The sequence below is a fragment of the Capnocytophaga sp. oral taxon 903 genome (assembly GCF_013394785.1).
GTDB classification, from domain to species: Bacteria; Bacteroidota; Bacteroidia; order Flavobacteriales; family Flavobacteriaceae; genus Capnocytophaga; species Capnocytophaga ochracea.
This window is the reverse complement of record NZ_JABXYW010000002.1, coordinates 1,159,699-1,183,995: the sequence shown is the minus strand read 5'-3', so window position 1 is coordinate 1,183,995 and position 24,297 is coordinate 1,159,699. Positions and strand designations below refer to the sequence as shown.

Genomic DNA, 24,297 nt, shown 5'->3' with positions numbered 1-24,297 from the left:
TGTCTTAATTTACCAATTTGTCAATGTTGCCGCTACTCATTAGATAACTGACAAATTAGCTAATTTGGTAATTGTTTGTTCGTATCCATATTCGAAGGCGTGATCAAGCATTTTAGTATCAAGTACGCCTACATTGCTGAGATTATGTAGTAACAAGTGGTCACATTTTTTGAACTTGCGGTTATAATTGCCATCCATAGTGATGTTGTAAATCCGTTGCATAAACTGGAACGAGTTGCTGAGCTCCTTCTCGGTAATCGTTTCTAGCGGATTCACAAAGCTCCCTATAATTCTATCGCATCGGTCTTTGAGGGGTTCTATGGGGAAGTTGTTCAGCAGTCCCCCGTCGCAATATAAACTGTCTCCTATTCTCACCGGTGAGAAGTAAGGCGGTAATGCCGACGACGCAATGAGGGGCTGAATAAGCTCTCCTTTGCTAAAATACTGTACTTTACCATTCAGCAGATTGGTAGCTGTTACCACTAAGGGCAATCGCAAGCCTTCAAAAGTCGGACATTGGAATTGTTTTTTAAAGAACTTAGTATATTTGGCGCTATCTACTAATCCCACTTTTTTAAAAGTGAGCATCGACCATTTGAACACAGGTGTTTCCTTAAAAAAATACACCATATCCTCGGGCTTTACCCCACAAGCGTAGAGTGCCCCGATAAGTGCTCCACCACTGGTACCCGAAATAATTGAGGGTTGCAAGCCTTTTTCTTCCAAAGCCTTCAACAATCCAGCGTGTGCCAAAGCGCGCACCCCGCCACCTGAAAATACTAAACCTAACTTCATTATTTGTCGATTATCGTCTTTACGGATTGTACCCCTTCGGGGGAACGGGGGCAATCTGCTAATTAGCTAATTATCTAATTAAAATAAATGCCAGCATTGCACTCACGTAGGCAACTCCCGTCATAAATAGCCATTGGATAGCTGTCCATTTCCAGCTATTGGTCTCTTTACGCACTACGGCAACAGTGCTGAGGCACTGCATTGCAAAAGCGTAATAGAGCAAGAGCGAAATACCGGTGCCGAGTGTGTATACAGGCGTGCCATCAGGACGTACTTCAGCGCGCATTTTTGCCAAGATAGTACGTTCGCCCTCTTCACCTTCGGTATCCAAATCTTTTCCTAAACTATAAACCGTTGATAGGGTACTAATGAACACCTCTCGCGCTGCAAACGAAGCTACTACCCCTATACTGATTTTCCAATCGTAGCCCAGCGGGCGAAATACGGGCTCTATTCCTTTGCCTATGTAACCCAAAAACGAGTATTCAAGACTTTGGGCTTCTATGTAATGTGCTTTCTGCTCGGCAGTCCACTGGTGAGTTTGTGCCAACTGCTCGGCGGTAGCCTCTATGCTGTTGTACTTTTCTCCTACTCCGTGAGACCCTAAGAACCACAAAAGTATCGAAATTGCTAAAATGAACTTCCCTGCTCCTACTACAAAGCCTTTGGTCTTCTCGTATACAGTGAGGCATACATTGCGCAAAAGCGGAATTTTATAATCGGGAATTTCTGCGATAAAGAAACTGTTGTTCTTGTGCATCTTCAGTACTTTGTCTAAGATGAAAGCCGATAGCAAAGCTACCGCAAAGCCCAAAAAGTACATCGCAAAGAACGTCCACGCTTTATAGCTAATCCAGCAAAAATCACCGTCTGGGATTACCAAGTTAATGATGATGAGATATACGGGCAAACGTGCCGAACAGGTCATAAACGGAGTAACAAGTATCGTAATCAGGCGTTCTTTCCAATTCTCAATATTGCGGGCAATCATCACGGCAGGTACGGCACAAGCTGCTCCCGAAATCAGAGGAACAACACTCTTACCACTGAGCCCAAAACGACGCATTACATTGTCCATCAAGAACACCACCCTACTCATATAGCCACTTTCTTCCAAGAGGGCAATCAAGGTGAAGAGTACAGCTATTTGGGGGATAAACACTGTGATACCTGCGATTCCTGGTAGGATACCCTCTATTAGTAATTCGCTAAGTGCCCCAGCGGGTAGTTTAGTAGCAAGCCATTCCCCAAAAACATTGAAACCGTTTTCTATCCAATCCATCGGATAGCTCGACCAAGTAAACACTGCTTGGAAGATAAGCAAGAGTATCGCAGCAAACACCACATAGCCAAAGAAGGGGTGTATGAGGAAGCGGTCGAGATGTGCTCGAAGCGTCTGTGCTTTGCGCTGGTCTACCGTATATGTCTCTTTCAGTATTTTGTTGATAAACTGATAGCGAAGTATCGTTTCTTTTTGCTGTTTGCGTCGTTGCTCACTTCCCGACGTGCCAAAAGTCATTGCCTCTAATCGAGAGATATCCACACAAGGAGTAAGCGACAGTTGTTGATAATTTACAATCGCTTCTTTCAGTTCTGTAAGTCCTTCGCCCTTGCGAGTACTAGTGAGCACAACTTTCGTCTGCAAAGCTTGCGCTAATTTTTCCACCTCAATACTGATACCCTTTTTGCGCATCTGGTCTACCATATTGATAACAAGTATCGTAGGCAACCCAAGGTCTTTTACTTGGGTAAAGAGCAAGAGATTTTGCTTGAGGTTACTCACCTCACACACCACTACCACCACATCAGGGTAATGAGGCTCAGAGCTATGTGTAAGCACATTTACAGCCACGTGCTCGTCTTCCGAGCTTGGGTTGAGACTATAGGCGCCCGGCAAGTCTATGATTTCGGCTTGCTGGGTATCGGAAAGCTTGCTGTATCCTATTTTTTTTTCGACAGTAATACCAGGGTAGTTGCCTACCTTTTGGTTCAAGCCCGTCAATGCATTGAAGAGCGAACTTTTACCGGTATTAGGGTTGCCCACAAGGGCGATTTTTAAACTTGTCAATTTGTTAATTTGCTAATTAAATTGCTTGTGCAGCTTGCACCTAATTTGCTAATTGAATATTCTCTGCCATATCCTTTCTAATCGAAAGATATGCCTCATTCATACGGATATAGATAGGGTCGCCAAAAGTAGCTTTTTGGAGTACCTCCACTTCACTGCCCGCATAACAACCTAAATCAATGAGTTTTTGAGGTATTTTAGTAATATCAAAGTCTTGTATAATCCCTTTTTCGCCCTTCTTTAGCTCGGCAACAGTACAAGCACGGTTGCGCACTTCTTCCATAACGATTGTTATTATTTAGAATGATTTTGAGTGCAAAGGTAGTAAATAATTTTAATTCTACAATACCATAACTGCCGATAACAACTGTAATATCTATAAAACAAAAACCTAAACACCGCATTACGCTAAATGTTTAGGCTCTAAGTTAATCTTCCCTTCTCAATTCCTTTGTTTTGCAATCGCCTATATGGCTCATTCCCGCCTGTCGTGCTACAACTGCCTGTCGTGCTACGACCTCACGCCAATTATCTTCCCATATATATCAGCAATATACTGATATCCGCTGGCGATACCCCACTGATGCGTGAGGCTTGCGAAAGAGTAACAGGACGTATCTTTTTCAGCTTTTCGCGCCCTTCAAACGAGAGCGATACTATCTTGTCGTAATCGAAGTTGTCAGGAATGCGCACACTCTCCAAGCGGTTGAGTTTATCAGCATTATTGCGTTCTTTTTCTATATAGCCGGCGTATTTCACCTCCACTTCTGCGCAGGTTTTTTCTTCTTCGGTAAGTTCGTTCTTCTTTATATATTCGGCAATACGGTCTATAGCCTCAAAGTCAGCAAGAGTTACATCGGGGCGAGAAAGTACCTTTTGGAACTTGTCGCCTTGTTTCATTGGTGATGACTCGTATTTTTCGAGTATAGGGTTTACCTCTTCGGGGGTAACACTCAATTCCTTTATATAAGTGATAAATCCACTCACCTTGCGTTCTTTGGCTTCCCACGCACGATAGCGCGCTTCACTTACAGTACCTATTTCATACCCCAGCGGAGTCAATCGCCTGTCAGCATTATCCTGCCGCAAGAGGGTGCGGTATTCAGCACGTGAGGTAAACATACGATAGGGCTCTTCGGTGCCTTTGGTAATGAGGTCATCAATCAAAACTCCTATATAAGCCTCGTCGCGTTTCAGTACAAAAGGAGCTCGCTCGCGTATTTTCAGCACCGCATTCACGCCTGCCATTAGTCCTTGTGCAGCGGCTTCTTCATAGCCCGTAGTTCCGTTGATTTGCCCCGCGAAGTATAAGTTTTCTATAAGTTTCGTTTCAAGTGTATGTTTTAGTTGTGTAGGCGGAAAATAGTCGTACTCTATCGCATACCCTGGACGGAAAAACTTCACCTTCTCAAAACCTGCTACCTGACTCAGGGCAGCGTATTGCACTTCTTCGGGCAAAGAAGTCGAAAAACCGTTCACGTACATCTCTACGGTATGCCAGCCTTCGGGCTCTACAAACAGCTGATGATGGTCTTTGTCGGCAAAACGATTGATTTTATCTTCTATCGAAGGACAATAGCGCGGTCCTACCCCGTGAATAATACCCTGAAACATAGGCGAACGGTCGAAGCCTGTGCGCAATATATTATGTACGCGCTCGCTGGTGTACGTCATATAGCAGTCTTTTTGCACTGCGAGCGGCTGTGTTTCAGCAGAGAAAGAAAACTTTTGTGGTTGCTCATCGCCCGGTTGAGGAATCATCTTACTGAAATCAAGCGAACGCGCATCTACACGTGGGGGCGTACCTGTTTTCATACGTCCCGCCTCAAAACCGTGTTGTACAAGGCACTCGGTGATGCCGTATGCTGCGGGTTCTCCTGCACGCCCTCCGCCAAACTGTTTCATTCCTATGTGCATCACTCCATTCAAGAAAGTACCATTGGTCAGCACTACACTCTTCGCTTTGATAGTAATCCCCAACGAAGTGCGTACTCCTACTACCTTGTCTTTCTCAATCAGAAGGTCATTTACCATTCCTTGAAAGAAATCAAGTGTAGGCAGACTTTCCAACTGCAATCGCCACGCTTCCGAAAAACGCATACGGTCAGATTGTGCACGCGGACTCCACATAGCAGGACCCTTCGATTGGTTGAGCATCTTAAATTGAATGGCGGTTTTATCAGTGATAATCCCCATATAGCCCCCCAAGGCATCTATTTCGCGCACTATCTGCCCTTTGGCAATACCTCCCACAGCAGGGTTACAGCTCATTTGGGCGATATGTTGTAAGTTCATAGTAATCAGTAGTGTGCTGGCTCCCATATTGGCAGCCGCAGCGGCAGCTTCAGCACCTGCGTGTCCTCCGCCCACTACTATCACATCGTATTCAGTTGTAAACATTTGTCTAATTTGCAAATGTGCTTATCTGCTTATTTGCTAATTTTTCTTTAGAAGTTTATACAGTTCTTTGATACTCTTTTCGAAGCGTTTGATGAGTTTAGGATTAGTTACTTTACTGCGTAACTGAGGTTGTTCATACCAAGCGGTATCAGCTCCTGCCCTACTATGACTCAGTTCCAACTGGTTGTCTATATTTACAATAAAATAATAATCAGAAGGAAAATAAGCGTCTTTTTCATCAAAGAACACAATAGATTTCGGTAGATAAAAATCTCCATATTCATAGGTAGTGTAAGGTTTTTCAGTATTCCACACTACGGCATACTTAAAACCTTTGGCGTTGTTCCAAAAAGCCAACGACGATGTTTTCTGAGGAAGCTGAAAAATCTGCAAGGCATCTTCGGGAATGAAAGCACTGAGTTGTATGATTTTATTGAATAAATCAACGGTAATCACCTCGTTCTTTAATGGGTGATTATGAAGTTTCTTCTCTCTATAATAGATTCTCGGCATAACAATTCAAACTCTTTTAAGTGTGCAAAGGTACAAAATAAAATCATAACTAAAAAATGATATGCAAAAAATAACATTTTTTCTCTCTCTAAATATCATTTTACAACCGTCTCACATACATCTCTTCTCCCCCCCTACCTCCACCATTGTTTCACTACACTTTGCCAAAGTTTCAAACTTAGCAAAGTTAATATAACCCTTTTCATCATTCGTCTCTCGTCATTCGCCCCTCGTCCCTCATCATTTCTTCCTTTTTCCGTCATACTCCCCCCTATTGCCTATGGCCTAAGGCCTATTGCCTTTTCTCTTTCTTTCGCCTCGAAACCCTCTTTTTACCATTTTTACCCTTGTCGTATCACAGTATGAATCAACTACTTATACACCCTTTCTATACCAATCGTCCAAGATTCGTATAAGCTTCCTATAAGCTCTCTATAAGCTAACCCCACCCTTCTTACAGCCTTTTTTCACCAAAATCCCTCTCAGCTCTCTTCCGAACTTTTCCGTTTCCTTCCGAATGCCCCTAACAGCGCCAACACATCGCTTTTTCATCTCAAACTTTGGCAAAGTTTAAAACTTTGCCAAAGTTGATGCTCCAAAAAATTGCCCGTGCGACTCGTACCTCTTTTCCTCATTTCCTAATTCTCTAATTTTCTAATTTCCTAATTTTCTCCCGCCCGTGCGGTTCTCACCTAATTTACTAATTACTCGAACTCACATTAGCCTAAAAACACTTCAATTTCAACAAAAGAATAACACTCTAAAATGTTAAATAAAGTTAAATTTCACAGAAAGTTACAGTCTAATAAATAGCACTTAAAAGCGAATTATGAGTCTCTATATGCTTGAAAATAAGTATTTTGCAAAACAATATGTGAAAAACTGAAAAAAACGCAATGTTTTTGGCGATTCTCTGAAAATATTGCAAAGAATTCAGCAAAATGATGAAAAAAAATAGGGTATTTTCAGAAAATGCACTTGTTTTATTCAAAAAATAGTATTAGGAAATTATACACATTTGGTTATTTAACATAGAAAAAAATTACCCATAAAATTTGCTTTTATAATTTTTTTTTCTGAACCTTTGCAAAATTAATTGAACGAAATAATATAATAGCGATGAAAGAAAAATTGATGTATGCACTGTTATGTACTGTGCTGTTCTTTGGTGTTGCCTTTGCCCAAGAACGCACCGTAACAGGGGTAGTAAAAGATGAAGCAGGCACTCCACTACCCGGTGCCTCAGTACTGGTAAAAGGTACTTCTCACGGGGTCGCCACCGATTTCGATGGTAAATACTCCATTAAAGTACCCAATGACAGCGCCGTATTAGTCTTTTCTCAGCTGGGGAGTGCCTCAGTAGAGAAAGTAGTAGGTACTGCCAAAGTGATTAACGTTGTCCTTAAAGAGAACGTAACTGAACTTAAAGGGGTAGTCGTTACTGGTTACCAAGAGTTTGACCGTTCTAAATTTACGGGTAATGCTCAAACCCTCAAAGCCGACAATATCAAAATGGACGGCGTAGTCGATGTAGGTCGTATGATCGAAGGTCGTGCCGCAGGGGTAAACGTGCAGAACATCTCTGGTACTTTTGGTACTTCACCTAAAATTACCATTCGCGGGGGCTCATCTATCTTCGGCGATACCAAACCGCTATGGGTGGTCGATGGTGCCGTACAAGAAGAGGTAGTAAACCTTAGCTTCGAGCAACTTGCTTCGGGTGATGCTTCTACTCTGGTAAGCTCGGCTATCTCTGGTATCAATGCCAACGATATCGAGAGCATCGAAATCCTTAAAGATGCCTCAGCCCTTTCTCTTTACGGAGCACGCGCCCTGAACGGTGCCGTGATTATCACTACCAAAAGTGGTAAGAAAAACGTAAAAACACAGATAAACTATCAATTAGAAGAGTCCGTGCGTATGATTCCTAACTATAATCAGTACGACATTATGAACTCTCAAGAAACAATGGACGTTTATCAAGAGTTGGAACGCAAAGGCTACTTCTCGCTTTCTTCTCATACCCAAGCGCGTTACGGTGGGGCTTACAATATAATGTATCGTGCTATCGATACCTTTAATCCGGCTACAGGCACTTTCTTACTCGAAAATACCGAAGCAGCACGCCTTGCTTTCTTGCGCAAATACGAATACGCCAATACCGATTGGTTTAAAACCCTCTTCCGTCCATCGCTCACTCAAAACCATACGGTGAGCCTTTCAGGTGGGGGTGAAAATGCAACGGTATATGGTTCAGTAGGTTTCTTTGTAGACCCCGGTTGGACAATTGCTGACCGTGTGCACCGCGTAACCGGTAACCTCAAAACCACCTATACGCTTTCACCCAGCGTAAAGATAGGGGTACTTACACAAGGCTCTATCCGTACCCAAAAAGCTCCCGGTACCTATAGCCGTGCTGCTAATGCCGTAACAGGAAGTTATGAACGTGATTTTGATATCAACCCTTTTAGCTATGCGCTTAACACCACTCGTGCTTTGCGACCTTATGGCGATGATGGTAAGTACGAGTTTTACCGTTATAACTATGCTCCTATGAATATCTTGCACGAGCTCGACAATAACTATATGGATTTGAATGTGCTTGAGTATAAAATTCAAGGTGACTTAGAAGTAAAACTCGCCAAAGGATTGAAGTATAATTTCCTTGGCTCTGTACGCCACGTAAAGAGTTCAAACGAACACTCTATGAGAGAAGATTCTAACGTAGCAGGGGCTTATCGCGCCAATCAGACTACTGTTGTAACCAAAGCCAATCCTTTCTTATTTACTGATCCTGCCGACCCTGATGCCCTTCCTCAAGTAGCATTGCCTAATGGAGGTATATACAAACGCACTGAAAACAACTTGCAAAGTTATTACTTCCGCAACGCCTTAGAGTACAAACGCTTGTTTAAAGACGTACACGACCTAAAAGTATTCTTAGGACAAGAGTATCGCCATACCGACCGCGACAACTCTTTCTTCAACGGATATGGCTATCAGTTTGCACGTGGAGGAACCGCCTTTACTGATTATCGCATCATTCAAAAAGCGATACAAGAAAATACTCCTTATTTTGGCAAATCATATACCAAAGAGCGTGGTATAGCTTTCTTCTTGCAAGGTACCTATACCTATGATAACCGCTATGTTTTTGCAGGTACACTGAACTATGAAGGTTCTAACCAATTAGGGCGCAGTCGCTCTGCTCGCTGGTTACCTACTTGGAATGCGAGTGCTCGTTGGAACGCTTCCAACGAGAAATTCCTCGAAGATAATAACACTATCTCTAACCTTGCTTTCCGTCTTAGCTACGGACTTATCGCTGGTTTAGGAGCTGCCAGCAACGCTTTGGCTATCTTCGAAAATAGTATTGCCAATCGTTATAACTCTGCCGATAGAGAAAGTATGATTACTATTCAGTCCCTACAAAACAGTGAGCTCACTTGGGAAAAAGTATACGAAACTAACGTAGGTATAGAACTTGGCTTGTTTAAAAACCGTATCAACTTGTCATTAGACCTTTATCAAAAGAACTCTAAAGACCTAATTGACTATGTTCGCACCTCAGGTATTGGTGGTGAAATTATCAAATTAGCCAACAATGCCACAATGGTAACAAAAGGGATTGAACTCGCTTTGGATACTAAAAATATCAAAACTGATGATTTTAGCTGGAATACAGGTATCAATTTTGCTTATTTCAACCAAGAAATTACAAGCCTTCTATATAAGCCTAATGTTTTTAACTTAGTGCGCGAAGTAGGAGGAAATGTAGTAGGAGGTGCCCGCAACACTTTGTATTCTTATGATTTCAGAGGGTTAAATGATAAAGGTCTCCCTGTGTTTAACTTGCGCAATGGCAGTACCGATTATGCAGATATTGATTTCCAAAACCGTCAAGATATCCTTTCTTATCTCAAAAAAGAAGGAGCGGTAGAACCTAATCTCACCGCTGGGCTCTCCAATACTTTCAAATATAAAAATTGGGAATTCAGCTTTTTGATTACGGCTTCAGCTGGTAACAAAATACGCAAAGCAGACCAATATACTGTAGATTACAACGACCTCAGTGTATTCCCTAAGGAAATGAAAAACCGATGGGTAAGAACAGGTGACGAAAAGATAACTAATATACCTTCTATTCCTTCTAAATTCACTCTGAATGAGGTGGGAGAAGGTACTTTACGTCGCGTGTACAATGCCTACAACCATTCTACTGCCCGTGTAGTAGATGGCTCTTTCATTCGTATGAAAAGTATGAGTCTTTCTTATACTTTTGCCAAAGACGTATTGGATGCTTTGCACGTAAACAATCTTACTTTGCGCTTACAAGCCACCAATCCGTTCTTGATTTATGCCCATAAAGACCTCAACGGGCAAGACCCCGAGTTCTTCCGCACTGGTGGAGTTGCCTATCCTGTAAGTGCTCAATATACATTTACTATCAATTTAGGAATCTAAAAATGAATACACCGATGAAAAATATACTATATACCACCACAAGAATAGTAGCCATAGGATTACTATTCGCTTCTTGTGATAAATTCTTAGACGAAGTCCCTGATACTCGTACCGAAATCGATACTCCCGAAAAAGTACAAGAACTCTTGGTAAGTGCCTATCCTGATGCTTTGTATATGGATATTGCTGAAACAATGAGTGATAATGCAGGTGATAAAATAAGTCTTACCGAAACTTCTATCTTAAACACAGAACTCTATCAGTGGAAAGATAGCAAAGAAACCCGACAGGATGCCCCTACTTTCTATTGGGAGGCAGCTTGGGGTGCCATAGCCTCTGCTAACCACGCCTTAGAAGCCGTAGAAAAACTAGGTGGAGGTTCTTCTCTTAATTACCTCAAAGGAGAAGCACTCGTAGCACGCGCTTACGCCCATTTTATGTTGGGGCTGTTGTGGTGTAAGCCCTACAACCCTGCTACCGCCTCTTCCGATTTAGGATTACCTTATGTAACCGCTGCCGAGAAAGTAGTATTTGCTAAGTACACACGCTTGTCGGTAGAAGAATACTATAAGGCTATCGAAAAAGACCTCGAAGAGGGCTTACCTCTTATCGATAATACCTCGTATAGCAAGCCCAAATTCCACTTTACGAAAGAAGCTGCTCATATTTTTGCTACTCGTTTCTACTTAGTAAAAGGAGAATGGGCTAAAGTTATTGCACACGCCAATGAAGCTCTTGGTAGTAATCCTGCTGCCAAAGTACGCGATATAAACAAGATAAACACCCTTACTACTTTGCAACGTGAAGCGCAATACAGTAGTACCAGTGAGCCTTCCAACGCTTTGATTATAGGAGCCTCTTCCAAATATCAAAGAAACCTTAGTCGTAATAAATACGGGATGACGGCTAATTTATCTATCTACTTATCGCAAAGAAGCTTACACCCACTTGATATGCCTTGGGCATATGATTTCCAAGGAGGTAATGAGAATGTACAGAATATTCCTAAATATCAAGAATATTTTAAAGTAAACAACGTTTCAGCAGGTACAGGTTACCCCTACGGGATGGCTACCCTCTTGCTTTATGACGAAGCCCTACTTAACCGTATGGAAGCCTATGTAATGACAGGACAAACAGCTAAGTTTATCGAAGACTTAAAAGTGTATTTACCTTTTAAAACAGGAGAAACGCTCGATGTAAGTAACATTACCGAAACAGCTCTTAATACCAAATACAACGGAAAAGGTACTGAGCTCTCTCCTGCCTATACACTTACCACTCCTCAGCGCCAAATGTTGCAATGTCTGCTCGATTTGCGTCGTATAGAATTTGTTTTCGAAGGATTGCGCTGGTTCGATATCAAACGCTTTGGTTTAAAAGTAATCCACAAAAAGGGAACCCAAACCTTAGAACTCAACAAAGGCGATTTGCGTCGTGAGTTGCAAATACCCGAAGACGCCTTGGCTGCAGGTATTACTCCTAATCCAAGATAAAAAACAAGTATCAATTAATAATTTAACAATTGACAATTGTATGAAAAAGATATACTTTATAGCAATGTTCACTCTCTTGTTAGTGGCTTGCAACAGAAAAGAGACACTTAGTGATAAAAGTGTGCTTAAAAACAAAGTAACAGCTCAAACTGAATTGGATACTTATATATACGACAATTTCCAAAAACCTTATAACATTATAGTTACTTACAACTGGAAAGATTCCGATTTCGAGTTTAACAAGTTTCTATATCCCCCTACCGAAAGCAAGATAAAACCTATGCTTGAAGTAGTTAAAAAGGTTTGGATAGATAGCTATTCCGAAATAGCAGGAGCTAACTTTATAAAAGAAGTGGCTCCAAGACAAATTTCATTGGTAGGAGGTTATAACGTTAATGAAAACGGTACGATTACTCTTGGTTTTGCTGATAGTGGTATGAAAATTACTCTTTTTAATGTCGACCAGCTCGACCTTACCAATCACGTTGGCACTCGCCAGTATTTTCATACCATTCAGCACGAGTATTGCCATATCATCAACCAGAAAAAACCCTATTCTACCGAGTTTGGCAAAATAACCCCTAACTATACCTCCGTTTGGGCAAACTATAGCAATGCAAAGGCTAACGAGTTGGGCTTTATTACTAATTATGCTAGAGCCAATGATGTAGAAGACTTTGCTGAAATGACCTCTACAATGCTTGGGATGAGCAAAACTGCTTGGGATGCTAAAGTAGAGGCTATTACAGATAGCAAGGCTAAGGAAGCTATTCGCAAGAAAGAAGAATTTGTAGTAGCCTATTTTAAAAGCGAATGGAATATAGACTTTTACGCACTACAAGCCAAAGTAGAAGAACAAATGCTTTCAGTATTACAATAAAAACCTAATGAACGATGAAAAAGATAATATTCACACTAATAGTATTGGCAACACTGGTTGCTTGCCAAAAGAACGAACCCGATAGCTTGTTCGACAAGAACCCTTCGGAACGTTTTGAAGAAAGTCAAGCCGAATTGCGCAAAGAGCTAACTACTGCTCAGCAAGGCTGGAAACTTACCTATTTTACTAAAGAAGGCGTATTTGGTGGCTACCATTTTTTGATGAAGTTTACCCCCGAAGGTCTTGTAACAATGGTATCCGATTTCAATAGTAGTACAATCTCTCCTACCACCAGTAAATATGAAATACAAGAGGGGCAAGGTACTATGCTTGCTTTCACCACTAAAAATTATATTCACGAATTGGCAGATGCAATGCAAGGAATACCAGGTACAGGGTATGCAGGCGAATTCGAATTTATTTATTATGGTAAAGAGGGGAACAAACTTAAATTCAAAACCCAGCGCAAATCTACTGAGCAGTTTGTATATTTCGAACCCGCTACAGCACAAGATTGGACAGACATTACTACTCTTTCAAGTAATCTCAGTACCTTGGTTGAGAATATGTCTAATTATTATATGAAAGTAACTGCTAATGGCACTAGTACTGATTATGAAATTGATATGCAAAACGGGCTTATAGGGGTGGCACCTCTCAACTCCAATACACCCTCATTAGCTTCGACAGTGGCTACTAAAACAGGAGTAGCCTTTAAACCTGCCCTTACTATACAAGGCAAGAAGTTTACCGAACTAACCCGTGATGATAGTACCACTCCTCCTACCTATAAAGCCACCGTAGATGGGGTAACGGCAGAAGTATATTTTTCATTAACACCTCCTGATGCATTTGTTACAGATGATTATCAAAAAATGGGAGGAGATGTTAATACATTATTATTTGAAACAAAATACCTCAAAAAAGTATCTGAAACCTCTCCTCCTTTCTATAACAACGTAATAAAGATTAATGATAAGCAAGATTTTAGAATGCTTGAAATAGATTTTAGACAAGGTGGTCTTTGTTTAATTATCTTAGGGCATACATTTGCAGGTCAACCAAAATCTTCGTATATCTATATTTTTTGTAAATACGAGCTTAAAAACAAACGATTATATCTTAAAGAAAAGCAAGGTAGTACTAGAATGACAGATTCTAATCTTTGGCAAGCTGCCGAAAATGCAGAAGTTTATCAAAAAGGTCAAGATGCACTAAACTATATCCTAAATATAGCACAAGAAGGTTTTTATGTAGAAGTTATTCCTAATAAATATCCATATTCTGATACAGTTTATGTGTTCAAAAGTCGTCATACACCTGATGTCTACTTCCCTTCTTGGGGTTTCTTTCTAAAATAGAAATAAAGGAGGAAAACTTTCTTTTTTCTCCTTCTAAATAGTTTTTTTAATAAATCTTAAATATATCTTACTATGAAAAAGTTACTTACACTTTTACTTTTAGTAGTCTTTGTTGCTTGTAACAAAGATACTGACGAACAAAATGATACTCTTGCTACTCGCAATGGAGTATCTGCCGATGCCATATTCTCTTCCCAAAAAGAGATAGAACTGCATAAATCTCTTGTGAAGTCTTTCAGTCAGAAAGAACAATCTTTTGCACAAGAAATCCAAGTACTCAGAAGCCGTAATGCTTTAACCGAAGAAGTTGCTCGTGAGAAACTAATGCCCTTAGTGAACGAATCGGTACATCTTCTCAATTCCTATGGAATGAGCAATGAGGAAATCGCACAAGATTTTGGTAGCCTTAACGACCCTCGAATTGCTTTTGCAGGTACACTTATCACTACTTTAGAAAAAGAGAAAGATAAAGGAGGTGACATTGATGAAAGTAAAGTTTGGGACTGTTTAAAGGAAACAGCGGGAATTAAAGTTCTTAATGAAGAAAGACATAATGTCTTTGGAGGTATAAGGCATTTTGTATCTGGAATATCTAAATGGTTAGGGTTTGGTGCTTTTGGCACTTATTTGAATGTAGGTTCTTATATAGCTGAATTTACTGTCTGTATGTTAAGTCCAGAGGAAGAACAAAATCAATTAGCAAATCCTCCTAAAGATCCTTATAGTCCAATTATTGAAAATGACCCTTCTAATTTTATTGGACGACCTTTAATCTTTAGAGAACAGCTTGCAACATTCCGCTTAAAAGACAATCCTAAACAAAAAGTCTATTTATTAAAAAGAGAGATAAAATATGATGAAGCAACCCATTCTTTTGAAATTAAAGATAATAAATTCTATCATTTGTTTAAGTATATAAAGAAATCTATGTATGTAGGTCCCTATTTCCCTAAGGAAATAGGAGGTGTTCAGACTGCCATTGGTGAAGACCATACTCTATATATTGATAACTATTATGTGTATGCAAGCATAATGGGTAGTCAAATAGATAAAAATAGTCTTTCTGAAGAAGATATAGACGTATCTCCTTTTGATACAACGCCTAAAACTAATCAAACACCTAAACCTTATACGCCTCCGGTTGATAATGGACGTTTAATTCTTGAACCTTATGGTGATGGCTTTAAGGTTATAGGAAAAACCTATGATGATCCTGCTGATTATGACCCTAGAGAAGATAAAAAACTAAAAGGAGTTACTTTAAGAGCAGAGGATGTTGAGATACCTGAGGAGAATGAAAAAAAAGTGAATTTTTTTCCATAAAATATAACAATAACTTTGCCAAAGTGTGAAACTTTGGCAAAGTTATTTAATCTCTAAATTCTAACCCAAATGTACAAATTTATCCTTATAGTATCCGTACTCCTGCTCATTACCCATATTTTCTATGAGCCCTCAGTAATAGGTATTACTGCCCTATTACTGCTTATTGTGCTATCTATTTGGAAAATAAAAACAGTACTAATACCTAAACAAAATACAAATGAAAAAGTTATTATTATCCCTGTTATTATGTGCTACTGTTAGCGCTTTTAGTCAAGAAAAAGAAACTGTCAAAGATAGTATTCCATATAATAAATGGGCTTTCCAAATGGATGCAGGCTTAGGGCTTGCCGAAATGGTGAGTAGTAATTTCCAAATGAGAGGTGATATAATGCGCATACAAATGCGAGTGCTCTACTCTCCTGAAAAAAACGCTCGTCTCGAAATGGGTTTGGGAGTCAGCGAGTTTTCACAAGGAAGTTTTCAGCAAAGTGAAAGTAACTACGCAATGCTCAGAGTCTCTACCCTTGATGTGCCCTTGAGATTAGCTGTGGTTACTCCTGTGAGCCCTAATATTGGCATTGTTACAGGTGCCGGACTTCATCTCAGTGCTCCTTTGTGGCGACAATTCAAAACTCAGGATGTGAACAACAAAGGTTGGATAGGTGGTACTGTCAACCTCGGTTATCATCTTTTTGGAGGAATAGATTTATACGCTTCCGATCATAGCAAATTAGCAATTTTTGGCGAAATAGGAGGCTCTTTTTGGAACAAAGGTAACTACATTACTCGTTACCACGCTGTCATCAATTTTAGTTATATTTATACGCTTTAAAATAGCGTAAGTTCTCGCAGATGCAAGGGTCGTAAAGAGGGGAGTATAGCGATATAAAAGAGGAAATAGTATTGGGTTATACCCCACTGATGTTAATCAAAAAGAGAGGGGAGACAGTTTATGTAAACTGTCTCCCCTATTGTTATATAAAATAATAGCGATGGGATTTTACTACTGTTTAAAATACTTCTCTAAACTCTACTTCTTTATCGGTTTTGTTTACGATGAGTATTTCAGAAGATTGGGCAGTATGACCTAAATCTTTACCTTCATCTATGGTATATTTCACCAAAATACCACCTGTAAGTGTGGTTTCTAAGGCTTTTACCACTATTTTTACTTCCTTATTGCTGGCAGGAGCCACGATAGCTAAAACGCTCTGTTTGCTGAAATCAATGGCGGTAGGGCGAGCTGTGATAGTAGTGGCACCTCCAAAGATACGGTCAAAATCAGCTTGTGAGTCGATTTTTAAAGTTTCTACTTTTGTATTTTGGAAAGTATTATTGACAAAATAGTTCTCAGCGGGAGTGTAACTCACAGCGTTTTTACTGTTGCCACAACTGGCGAGGAACGTTGCTATTACTGCCATACTTAGGATAAGTCTTTTCATTATTTGTGAGTTTTTAATGATAAACTGCTAACATATGGGCAAAAACCGTGCCAAGACTATAAAAGGTCACGTGCAATAAGGTGTTCCATACCCATTTTTTTTGCTGCACGGTCACCTTGTAAACCGTGTAAAAAAACACCTAAGCAAGCAGCTTCTACCGCACTATAACCCTGAGCTCGTAAGCCCGTAAGCATTCCGGTAAGCACATCTCCACTCCCTGCCGTTGCCATTCCTGCATTTCCAGTGGAATTTATCCAATATTTTTCTCCATCGGTTATCATCGTATAGGCTCCTTTGATGAGAAGTATTACTTTGTGCTCTTTGGCAAAGGCTTTAGCTTTAGTGAGCTTGTGCAGGTCGTCGTCCCACTTGCCAATGAGGCGTTCTAATTCCTTGGGGTGTGGTGTGAGAATTGCATCTTTTGGAAGGTTTTTAAATTGTTCAGGATGTTGAGCGAGGATATTCAGCGCATCGGCATCTATTACAAAAGGAGTATCGGGGTACTGCTGAAAAAAACCAAAGAGTGCTGAGGCGGTTTCGGAATGCGTGCCCCAACCGATACCCACGCCTATGGCAGAGGGCGTAAAAGGAATCTCTGCTGTCTTATAGTGTTTTTCTTCCTCGCAGGTGAGTACCATCGCCTCGGGTAGAGCAGTTTGCAGTATGTTATAACCACATTGGGGAATAGCAACGGTAAGCAGACCTGCCCCTGCGCGCAATACGGCTGTCCCGCTAAGCACTACTGCCCCTATTTTACCATAGCTTCCCCCTACAAGCAAAGCGTGCCCATAAGTACCCTTGTGCGAAAATTTAGCACGTCGTCGTTGTAATTGCTGTATATCGGATTCGAGATAGTAGAAATCAGGGTGAAGAGTCTTTAAAAAATGCTCGTCCAAACCTATGTTGAGCACTTCCCACTTACGGATATAGCAACCTGTGGAAGGAAGAAAGAAAGGCAATTTCGGGGCTTGAAAAGTGAGCACTTGGTGAGGGTGTACCCAAACCTCCTCGGGAGACGGAATGCGTTCGGTAGGCAGACCCGAGGGCATATCTACACTTAATATATAGCTGTTAGAGTCGTTTAAATTCCCAAATATTTGTTGTATCCATTTAGGAGCTAGACGATTGAGTCCAATGCCAAAGACAGCATCTATCACTATCTTACCAAACGTAATATTACTTGCTTGCTCGGCTCTTATTTCGGTAATCGCAATTCCTTGTGCTTCTAAGAGCTCTTTATTCTGCTGGCAATCGGGCGATAGGTGTTCGCTGAAACAAAGCAGATAAATATTCACTTGCCAACCATCAGCTATGAGCATACGCGCCAAAGCGAGACCATCTCCTCCGTTGTTTCCCGTACCTGCCAATACAGTAACAGTTTGCTCTTTGGGAAGGTGTTCTTTTATCCACTCAAAGAGTTTGGTTGTGGCACGCTCCATCAGTTGCCACGAGGTGATACCTTCAGCAGAGATAGTATGCGCATCAGCATCGCGCATTTGTTGTGTGTTTAGAATTTTCATTTCTCCAAAGTAAAAAGATGTTAGCTAATCAAAACATTTGCTCATCTACTAATCTGCTAATTTCTAAATTAAATTGCGTGCGTAACTCGCTTTTAATTCTTATTAGGTTTATAGAGTGATTGCTTAAAGAGCTCATCGGGTTTCATTGCTAAGATTTTCAACATAGATTCCTCTTTGTGATTTTTGGCATAGGCTTGTACTATGCGTAACCCTATAAATCTACCTATTTGTCCTGGCGATTCGTTGTCTAATTCTAAGTAAAACTTAGAGAAAGGAGCTGGATACAAAAAGCGGGTAAGTAGCTTCTTATCTGTTTGATACAGCAATTCTTTTTCTATAAAATAACGCCATATTTCAGCTTCGTTTGCCTCAGCCCAAGCATACTTCTTCGCATCATAACGCAAAAGGTCAGCGGGTGTTTTTTTGGGTAATAACTCGCTTTCTAAATAGAGCTTCTTGCCCTCGTAAATCATATTATCCAAGAAAGTGAGGTGTATGCCACGAGGTACGAGTTTATCGGCAAAAGCATCAGCTACATCTATCACAAGGTTTTTCTTGTCTAAATCAGCCCTGATGTACTTATCCATATCTTGGTAGTATTTGTGTTGAGTTCCTAAGTAATTATCTGTGCCGATAAGTAAAAGACTATCGGCATAAATCACTCGGGTTTCATAAGCTACCCTACTGATGAGCATCACTACCTTGGGTGGTTCAAACTTGGGAAAATAGTACTTAATATGCTGAAACAAGTTCTTAATCTCTTTCTTCTCAGCAGAAAGTGTACCTACACTCTTTTCAATTTCTCCGTACAAATCGGCATAATGCAGATTCGCAAAAGCAGGGATATCAGGGAAGATAGAACCCTTTCGTATCTCACACCACTCTTCGGGGGTAACGCTCTGGGTGAAAAAATAAGGATACTGTGCACATAACTCACCCATTTTTGCATCAGGAGTTTTCATAAAGAGCGAATCAAGACGTATCCAATCAAAGTCCATCGGAATCGCTGCTATTTCTTTCTCTTTTTTGTCACTACAAGCCATTGCTAATAGCAGACTCGTAAAAATAAATATTTTCTTTATCATAGTATTTGTTATTAGTTGTTAGTTTTAGCTCTTAGATTATTATCCAAATCGGCTAATTATCACACTCCAAAAACTGGGTATCTGTTCCTCTTTGGGTGCAAAGATAAAGCAAATTTATCAATTTAACAATTAGTTGTCAGTCTTCGGTCTCGTATAACCAGTCTGGATCGCCCAAGTAATCGCCGGTCGTACTGCAACCAATAATAAGAAAAGTCGTTCAGCACCTTGCCAAACGACCTTTCTTAAATATTAACCCTCTAAAATTATTTCTTTTTTTTCTTCTCAAAATTCACCGCACACGAGTCGATTTCCGATACGCGTAACGTGTTCACCATTCCCTTGCCTTGCATTGGCATCGATACGAGACTTATCATTATATCCCCCATATCCACGTAACCTTTTTCGTTGGCAATATGGTTGATGTCTTCAATAAGCTCATCAGTAGAAACAAAGCGGTCGTAGTAGAAAGTAGTTACCCCCCACAAGAGGTTCAACTGGGTGAGGATACGCTTGTTGGAAGTAAAGATGAGAATGTGCGAATTAGGTCGGTACGACGAAATGCGGAAAGCAGCATACCCACTGTTTGTAAGCGAGGTAATCACTTTGGCATTGGTGTCGTTCGCCATCTTAGCTGCGTGAAAACAGATAGTGTTAGTTACATAGCGCAACGAACGGATAAAAGGTGTAACAAGTGGTACTTGTATCAAATTTGAATCCTCTACACTCTTGATGATGCGAGTCATTTGTTGGATTACCTGTACAGGGTATTTTCCTACCGAAGTTTCGCCTGAAAGCATCACCGCATCAGCACCGTCCATTACCGAGTTTCCTACGTCGTTTACCTCAGCACGGGTAGGTGTCAAGCTGGAAATCATACTTTCCATCATTTGGGTAGCGATGATTACCGGAATGTGGTGTGATTTAGCCTTGCGTACCAATTCCTTTTGGATAAGAGGCACTTCTTCTGCTGGGATTTCTACCCCAAGGTCTCCACGAGCCACCATTATACCGTCGCAAGCCGCCATAATCTTATCGATATTCACCAAGGCTTCTGGTTTTTCTATTTTAGCGATGATAGGAATGCGGTGTCCAGCATTTTCTTCGATGAGGTCTTTTAAATCCTGAATATCTTCAGGGTGACGCACAAACGAGAGCGCAAACCAGTCTACGTCTTGTGTGATAGCAAAAAGGGCATCACGCACGTCTTTTTCGGTAAGTGCCGGAAGCGAAACTTTGGTGTTAGGCAAGTTCACGCCCTTTTTAGATTTCAGCGGACCGCCTTGCACTACTACCGCTACTACCTCGTCTTCGCGGTTGGTGGATTCTACTTCAAAGATAAGTTTCCCATCGTCTAACAAGATGCGTTCTCCGGGGTTCACATCGGTAGGAAACTCTTTGTAGTTCATATATACGCGCTCTTTAGTTCCTACGAAAGGCTCTCCGGTAACAAAAGTAACTCGGTCACCTGGGTATACCGTAGCGTCGTCTTCCATTACCCCCACTCGCAACTTAGGACCTTGTAAGTCAGCGAGGATAGCGGTATGAAAGCCGTTTTCTTCGTTGATTTGGCGAATCATTTGCACGCGATTGCGTACATCGTCGTAATCGGCGTGCGAGAAGTTGATGCGGAATACATTTACCCCCGCAACCATCATATCTCTTATCACCTCAGGACTCTCGGTCGCTGGACCTAAGGTCGCTACAATCTTTGTTTTCTTTGTATTTAACATTCTTGAAAAATCAATTTATATTTTTTATCTAGGGTATCAATTGCTATTTCTCGTGCGGTAGTGGCAGGAACTTCACGAAGCCGATTTAAAATTTTCGGCATATCCACCCGCCCTTCAGTATCTATCTTCAAAAAGTAATCCACCTTCTTTTCGTTCTCAACCAAATATTGCACCTGTGGTAGTTCTTCAAAAAGGGTAACCACAGCGGTAGGAGCTTGTGTGTCTTGCAGTTTGTTAGCTATACAATGCCAAGTAATATCCGCAGAGGTGTCCTCCCAAGTATAATAAGAAAACTGTTCTCCCGAAGGCATCGTCAAACAAGCCTTTCCTTTTGTCTTAGCCAACTGCAAATGTAGCGTTTTATTTAAAAAATACGCCAGCTGATAGTCTTCCAAATGGGTGTGAAGAGCGATAAGTTTATAATCGCAAAAAAACTCTGTCGATAGCTTCAGTTTTGCCATAACCACTCATTTCGGGTGCAAAGATACAAAACAATTCACAATTAGCAATTAACCATTGATAAATTTAACACGATAGCTTCTTCTACTATCAAAACCGCACTCCAAAGCTAAACCCTATCCCTCTATACTCCATCATCTCAGGAGTCTCACTCCAAAAAAGAGGTTCTGCTACATCAAAACTCGTGTAAGAAGTATAAGCCGATAAAAACATACTATACTTATTTCTCACCAAAAACGGAATGGACAGCCCTACCTTCACTTCCCCTATTGATGGCTTTACTAAGGTGCTCAAAGGCAGAAAGCCAGCTACTTGTACGAAAATATTTCCCTGATAATTCTTCACAGGGTTCAAACGGAGTATACTACCCAATTTTAATCCTGAGGCTACAGGGTTTTGAAAATGTGTAAAGCCTCCCACAGCCCCTACACTCAATATCCTAAACAAGCGGTAATTTACTGTAAAATCACTTGAGATAATAGGCTTCTCAGTTAGTAATGTCTCGCCGCCTTCGTACAAATTTGTACGTGGGTTTAACCAGCTATAAGAGTATTTTGCGCCACCATTTCGAGGAAAAGTAAAACTTAATTCCCCTTGGTAAAACCACCTACTTTCTTTCTCGGGCTCTACTTGCGTTATAGTTTCCGTGCTTACATCTCCTGTACCCGATGTGCTTTCTGTATTTTCCTGTGCCGTAGCCAATCCCACAGCAAAAAAAGGTATTATATAAAGTATTTTTTTCATTCTATAATTATTAACTCACTAAAACGATAAAAGTAAATAAGCTCGTAGCTTCTTCTTTTATTTCGGTGCAAAAATACAAAAATAACACACAATACCAAAAAACAATTTTCAGGACACATCTCACTGCCCTTTGTTTTACTTTCGTTTTTCTTCTCGTTTATCACCTCCCAATCCTTCTCCTTTAACTATTCACTACCAACTACTTACATACCCTTTCTATACCAATCGTCCAAGATTCGTATAAGCTTCCTATAAGCTCGCTATAAGCTAACCCCACCCTCCTTACACTCTTTTTTCATCAAAAACCCTCCCTACCTTCTTCCGTTCTTTTCCGATATCTTTCTATTCCCTCAGCTCTCCCCAATAAAGCCTCCAATCTCGTCTTACTCCCGCCCGGCAAGTCCGAATCGTCCGATAACTCCGAATATATACAACAAAAAAGGCTATCCTAAAATAGGACAGCCTTTATTATATAACTTATACGGTTCGTACGTACTTGTATGGCTCAGACGCTCGCACTATTTTACTCCGTGCATCATCGCTTGAAGTTTCTTGTTAAGGAGTATCATTCCTAAACCGCAGAGGATTACAAATCCTGAAACCGCAGCAAATACTACGCTTGCCCCAAGTTTCTCTACGTAAGAAGCAATCACTCCTCCTGCTGCATTGGCGAAGAAAGCAGCCATCATCCAAACACCCATCATAAGTCCTGCTAAACGCGGAGGTGAAAGTTTTGTAACCGTAGAAAGTCCTACTGGTGATAAACACAACTCACCAATGGTATGAGTAAGGTAAGTAAGCACCAACCAAGCCAAGCTCGCTTTCACTGCTATATCTTTAGGGTCTACCCCTATGGAGCCACCGCGCTCGTAAACAGCGCCAAGCATAAAGAAGAACCCTACCCCTAAGAGTATCATTCCCATTCCCATTTTAAACGGAGTAGTGAGACGTTGTCCCATTTTAGTACCCCAGAACGATGCAAATACCGGTGCTAATAATACAATGAACAATGGGTTTACTGATTGGAACCAAGCAGTAGGAATTTCAAAGCCCATCACCGTCCTGTTGATATAGTTATCGGTATAAAGGGTAAGCGAAGAGCCCGCTTGCTCAAATCCTGCAAAAAAGAAGATTGCAAAGAAGAAATAGATAAAGATAACAGCAATACGCTCTTTTTCTTCTTTGGTAAGTGGTTTTTGCACTTCGGCTTCCGAAAGTTCTTGTATTTTTTTCTTACCACCTTTTGGTTGCAATCCAAGGTCGCCTAAGTATTTCTGTGCAAAGAAAATAAATATCAACTCTCCTATAAGCATACCGATAGCAGCTGCCAAGAATCCATATCTATAACCGTAAGAAAGGATTATTTCTTTTCCTTGTGCATCTACACCGTGAGTAGCAAAGATGTTATCAGTAAGGAATCCAGTAATGAGTGGTGCTAAGAAAGCCCCTAAGTTAATACCCATATAGAAAATCGAGAAAGCCGAGTCTAAACGTTTATCACCTGATTCATAGAGTCCTCCTACCAAGGCTGAAATGTTCGGTTTGAAGAACCCGTTACCTATAATCAACAAAAATAGCCCTAAATATAAGCCAAAGTGAGTGTTTATAGAGAACAACGCAAACTCTCCGAAGAACATTATGAGTCCCCCTAACAATACTGCCCTGCGTTGTCCTAAAAAGTTATCGGCTATCCAACCGCCAATCAGTGGAGTAAAATAGGTAAGTCCTGTGGCAAAGCCATAGATAAGACTCGCTGTAGCTTTATCGAAAGCCAAACCGCCTTCAAGCCACGTCTTGGTGAGGTATAACATCAAAATACCACGCATTCCATAGTAACTGAAACGCTCCCACATACCTGTTAGGAACACCAAATAAAGCCCCTTAGGGTGCTTCTTTTTCGCATTTTCTACGTTTGTATCCATTTATTTAATAAATTAAAAAGTTTGTTTATAAATTAAAATTCTACATTAAATATTTTTAATCCAGTAAAGTTTTTCTTTTACAGATTGTCCCC

General features: G+C 40.7%; 19 protein-coding genes. 7 read left to right on the top strand and 12 right to left on the bottom strand.

Annotation, left to right across the window (positions count from 1 at the left end):
• Positions 1–39: 39 nt before the first annotated feature.
• From HW279_RS04890 to HW279_RS04870, 5 genes are all read right to left on the bottom strand, one after another.
• Positions 40–795, bottom strand: a complete 756-nt coding sequence (locus tag HW279_RS04890) for a patatin-like phospholipase family protein (protein ID WP_178958193.1) — start codon at positions 793–795, stop codon at positions 40–42.
• Positions 796–865: 70 nt separating this feature from the next.
• Entirely contained in the window at positions 866–2,863 is a 1,998-nt protein-coding gene (feoB, locus tag HW279_RS04885; RefSeq protein WP_178958192.1) for a ferrous iron transport protein B, read from the bottom strand.
• Positions 2,864–2,903: 40 nt separating this feature from the next.
• Positions 2,904–3,146 carry a ferrous iron transport protein A gene (locus HW279_RS04880; protein ID WP_178958191.1) on the bottom strand — a complete coding sequence of 81 codons (243 nt, stop codon included), beginning with the start codon at positions 3,144–3,146 and terminating at the stop codon, positions 2,904–2,906.
• A gap of 245 nt (positions 3,147–3,391) precedes the next feature.
• Positions 3,392–5,263, bottom strand: coding sequence for a tRNA uridine-5-carboxymethylaminomethyl(34) synthesis enzyme MnmG (gene mnmG / locus HW279_RS04875; RefSeq protein ID WP_178958190.1), 1,872 nt, complete (start codon positions 5,261–5,263; stop codon positions 3,392–3,394).
• Positions 5,264–5,299: 36 nt separating this feature from the next.
• The gene (locus HW279_RS04870) at positions 5,300–5,776 is read right to left on the bottom strand and encodes a hypothetical protein (RefSeq protein WP_178958189.1); all 477 of its coding nucleotides are present in this window, start codon (positions 5,774–5,776) and stop codon (positions 5,300–5,302) included.
• A 1,119-nt stretch (positions 5,777–6,895) separates the two neighbouring features.
• Between HW279_RS04870 and HW279_RS04865 the strand changes: the two genes are divergently transcribed.
• The 7 genes from HW279_RS04865 (at position 6,896) to HW279_RS04835 (ending at position 16,135) form a co-directional block, all read left to right on the top strand.
• The gene (locus HW279_RS04865) at positions 6,896–10,240 is read left to right on the top strand and encodes a SusC/RagA family TonB-linked outer membrane protein (RefSeq protein WP_178958188.1); all 3,345 of its coding nucleotides are present in this window, start codon (positions 6,896–6,898) and stop codon (positions 10,238–10,240) included.
• A gap of 14 nt (positions 10,241–10,254) precedes the next feature.
• The gene (locus HW279_RS04860) at positions 10,255–11,736 is read left to right on the top strand and encodes a RagB/SusD family nutrient uptake outer membrane protein (protein WP_048747816.1); all 1,482 of its coding nucleotides are present in this window, start codon (positions 10,255–10,257) and stop codon (positions 11,734–11,736) included.
• Between the two features lie 40 nt (positions 11,737–11,776).
• On the top strand, positions 11,777–12,616 hold the full coding sequence (locus tag HW279_RS04855) for a putative zinc-binding metallopeptidase (RefSeq protein ID WP_178958187.1): 840 nt from the start codon (positions 11,777–11,779) through the stop codon (positions 12,614–12,616).
• A 14-nt stretch (positions 12,617–12,630) separates the two neighbouring features.
• Positions 12,631–13,977, top strand: a complete 1,347-nt coding sequence (locus HW279_RS04850; protein ID WP_178958186.1) for a DUF4302 domain-containing protein — start codon at positions 12,631–12,633, stop codon at positions 13,975–13,977.
• A 72-nt stretch (positions 13,978–14,049) separates the two neighbouring features.
• Positions 14,050–15,300: a hypothetical protein gene (locus HW279_RS04845; protein ID WP_178958185.1), complete on the top strand. Its 1,251-nt coding sequence runs from the start codon at positions 14,050–14,052 to the stop codon at positions 15,298–15,300.
• A 69-nt stretch (positions 15,301–15,369) separates the two neighbouring features.
• The gene (locus HW279_RS04840; protein ID WP_178958184.1) at positions 15,370–15,564 is read left to right on the top strand and encodes a hypothetical protein; all 195 of its coding nucleotides are present in this window, start codon (positions 15,370–15,372) and stop codon (positions 15,562–15,564) included.
• On the top strand, positions 15,521–16,135 hold the full coding sequence (locus HW279_RS04835; protein ID WP_178958183.1) for a hypothetical protein: 615 nt from the start codon (positions 15,521–15,523) through the stop codon (positions 16,133–16,135). The genes HW279_RS04840 and HW279_RS04835 overlap by 44 nt, the downstream gene beginning before the upstream one ends.
• 178 nt (positions 16,136–16,313) lie before the next feature.
• On the opposite strand, the gene HW279_RS04830 is transcribed toward HW279_RS04835, so the two are convergent.
• From HW279_RS04830 to HW279_RS04800, 7 genes are all read right to left on the bottom strand, one after another.
• The gene (locus HW279_RS04830; protein WP_178958182.1) at positions 16,314–16,745 is read right to left on the bottom strand and encodes a hypothetical protein; all 432 of its coding nucleotides are present in this window, start codon (positions 16,743–16,745) and stop codon (positions 16,314–16,316) included.
• 56 nt (positions 16,746–16,801) lie between these two features.
• Positions 16,802–18,265 (bottom strand): NAD(P)H-hydrate dehydratase, encoded by a 1,464-nt coding sequence (locus tag HW279_RS04825; protein ID WP_178958181.1) that lies wholly within the window; start codon positions 18,263–18,265, stop codon positions 16,802–16,804.
• A 92-nt stretch (positions 18,266–18,357) separates the two neighbouring features.
• Complete coding sequence (locus tag HW279_RS04820; protein ID WP_178958180.1) at positions 18,358–19,350, bottom strand: gliding motility lipoprotein GldB; 993 nt, start codon at positions 19,348–19,350, stop codon at positions 18,358–18,360.
• Positions 19,351–19,613: 263 nt separating this feature from the next.
• Positions 19,614–21,080, bottom strand: coding sequence for a pyruvate kinase (pyk, locus tag HW279_RS04815; protein ID WP_178958179.1), 1,467 nt, complete (start codon positions 21,078–21,080; stop codon positions 19,614–19,616).
• Positions 21,074–21,541 carry an IPExxxVDY family protein gene (locus HW279_RS04810; RefSeq protein ID WP_178958178.1) on the bottom strand — a complete coding sequence of 156 codons (468 nt, stop codon included), beginning with the start codon at positions 21,539–21,541 and terminating at the stop codon, positions 21,074–21,076. The genes pyk and HW279_RS04810 overlap by 7 nt, the downstream gene beginning before the upstream one ends.
• 88 nt (positions 21,542–21,629) lie before the next feature.
• Positions 21,630–22,283, bottom strand: coding sequence for a hypothetical protein (locus HW279_RS04805; protein ID WP_178958177.1), 654 nt, complete (start codon positions 22,281–22,283; stop codon positions 21,630–21,632).
• A gap of 518 nt (positions 22,284–22,801) precedes the next feature.
• Positions 22,802–24,205, bottom strand: coding sequence for a peptide MFS transporter (locus HW279_RS04800; protein WP_009417397.1), 1,404 nt, complete (start codon positions 24,203–24,205; stop codon positions 22,802–22,804).
• Positions 24,206–24,297 lie beyond the last annotated feature (92 nt).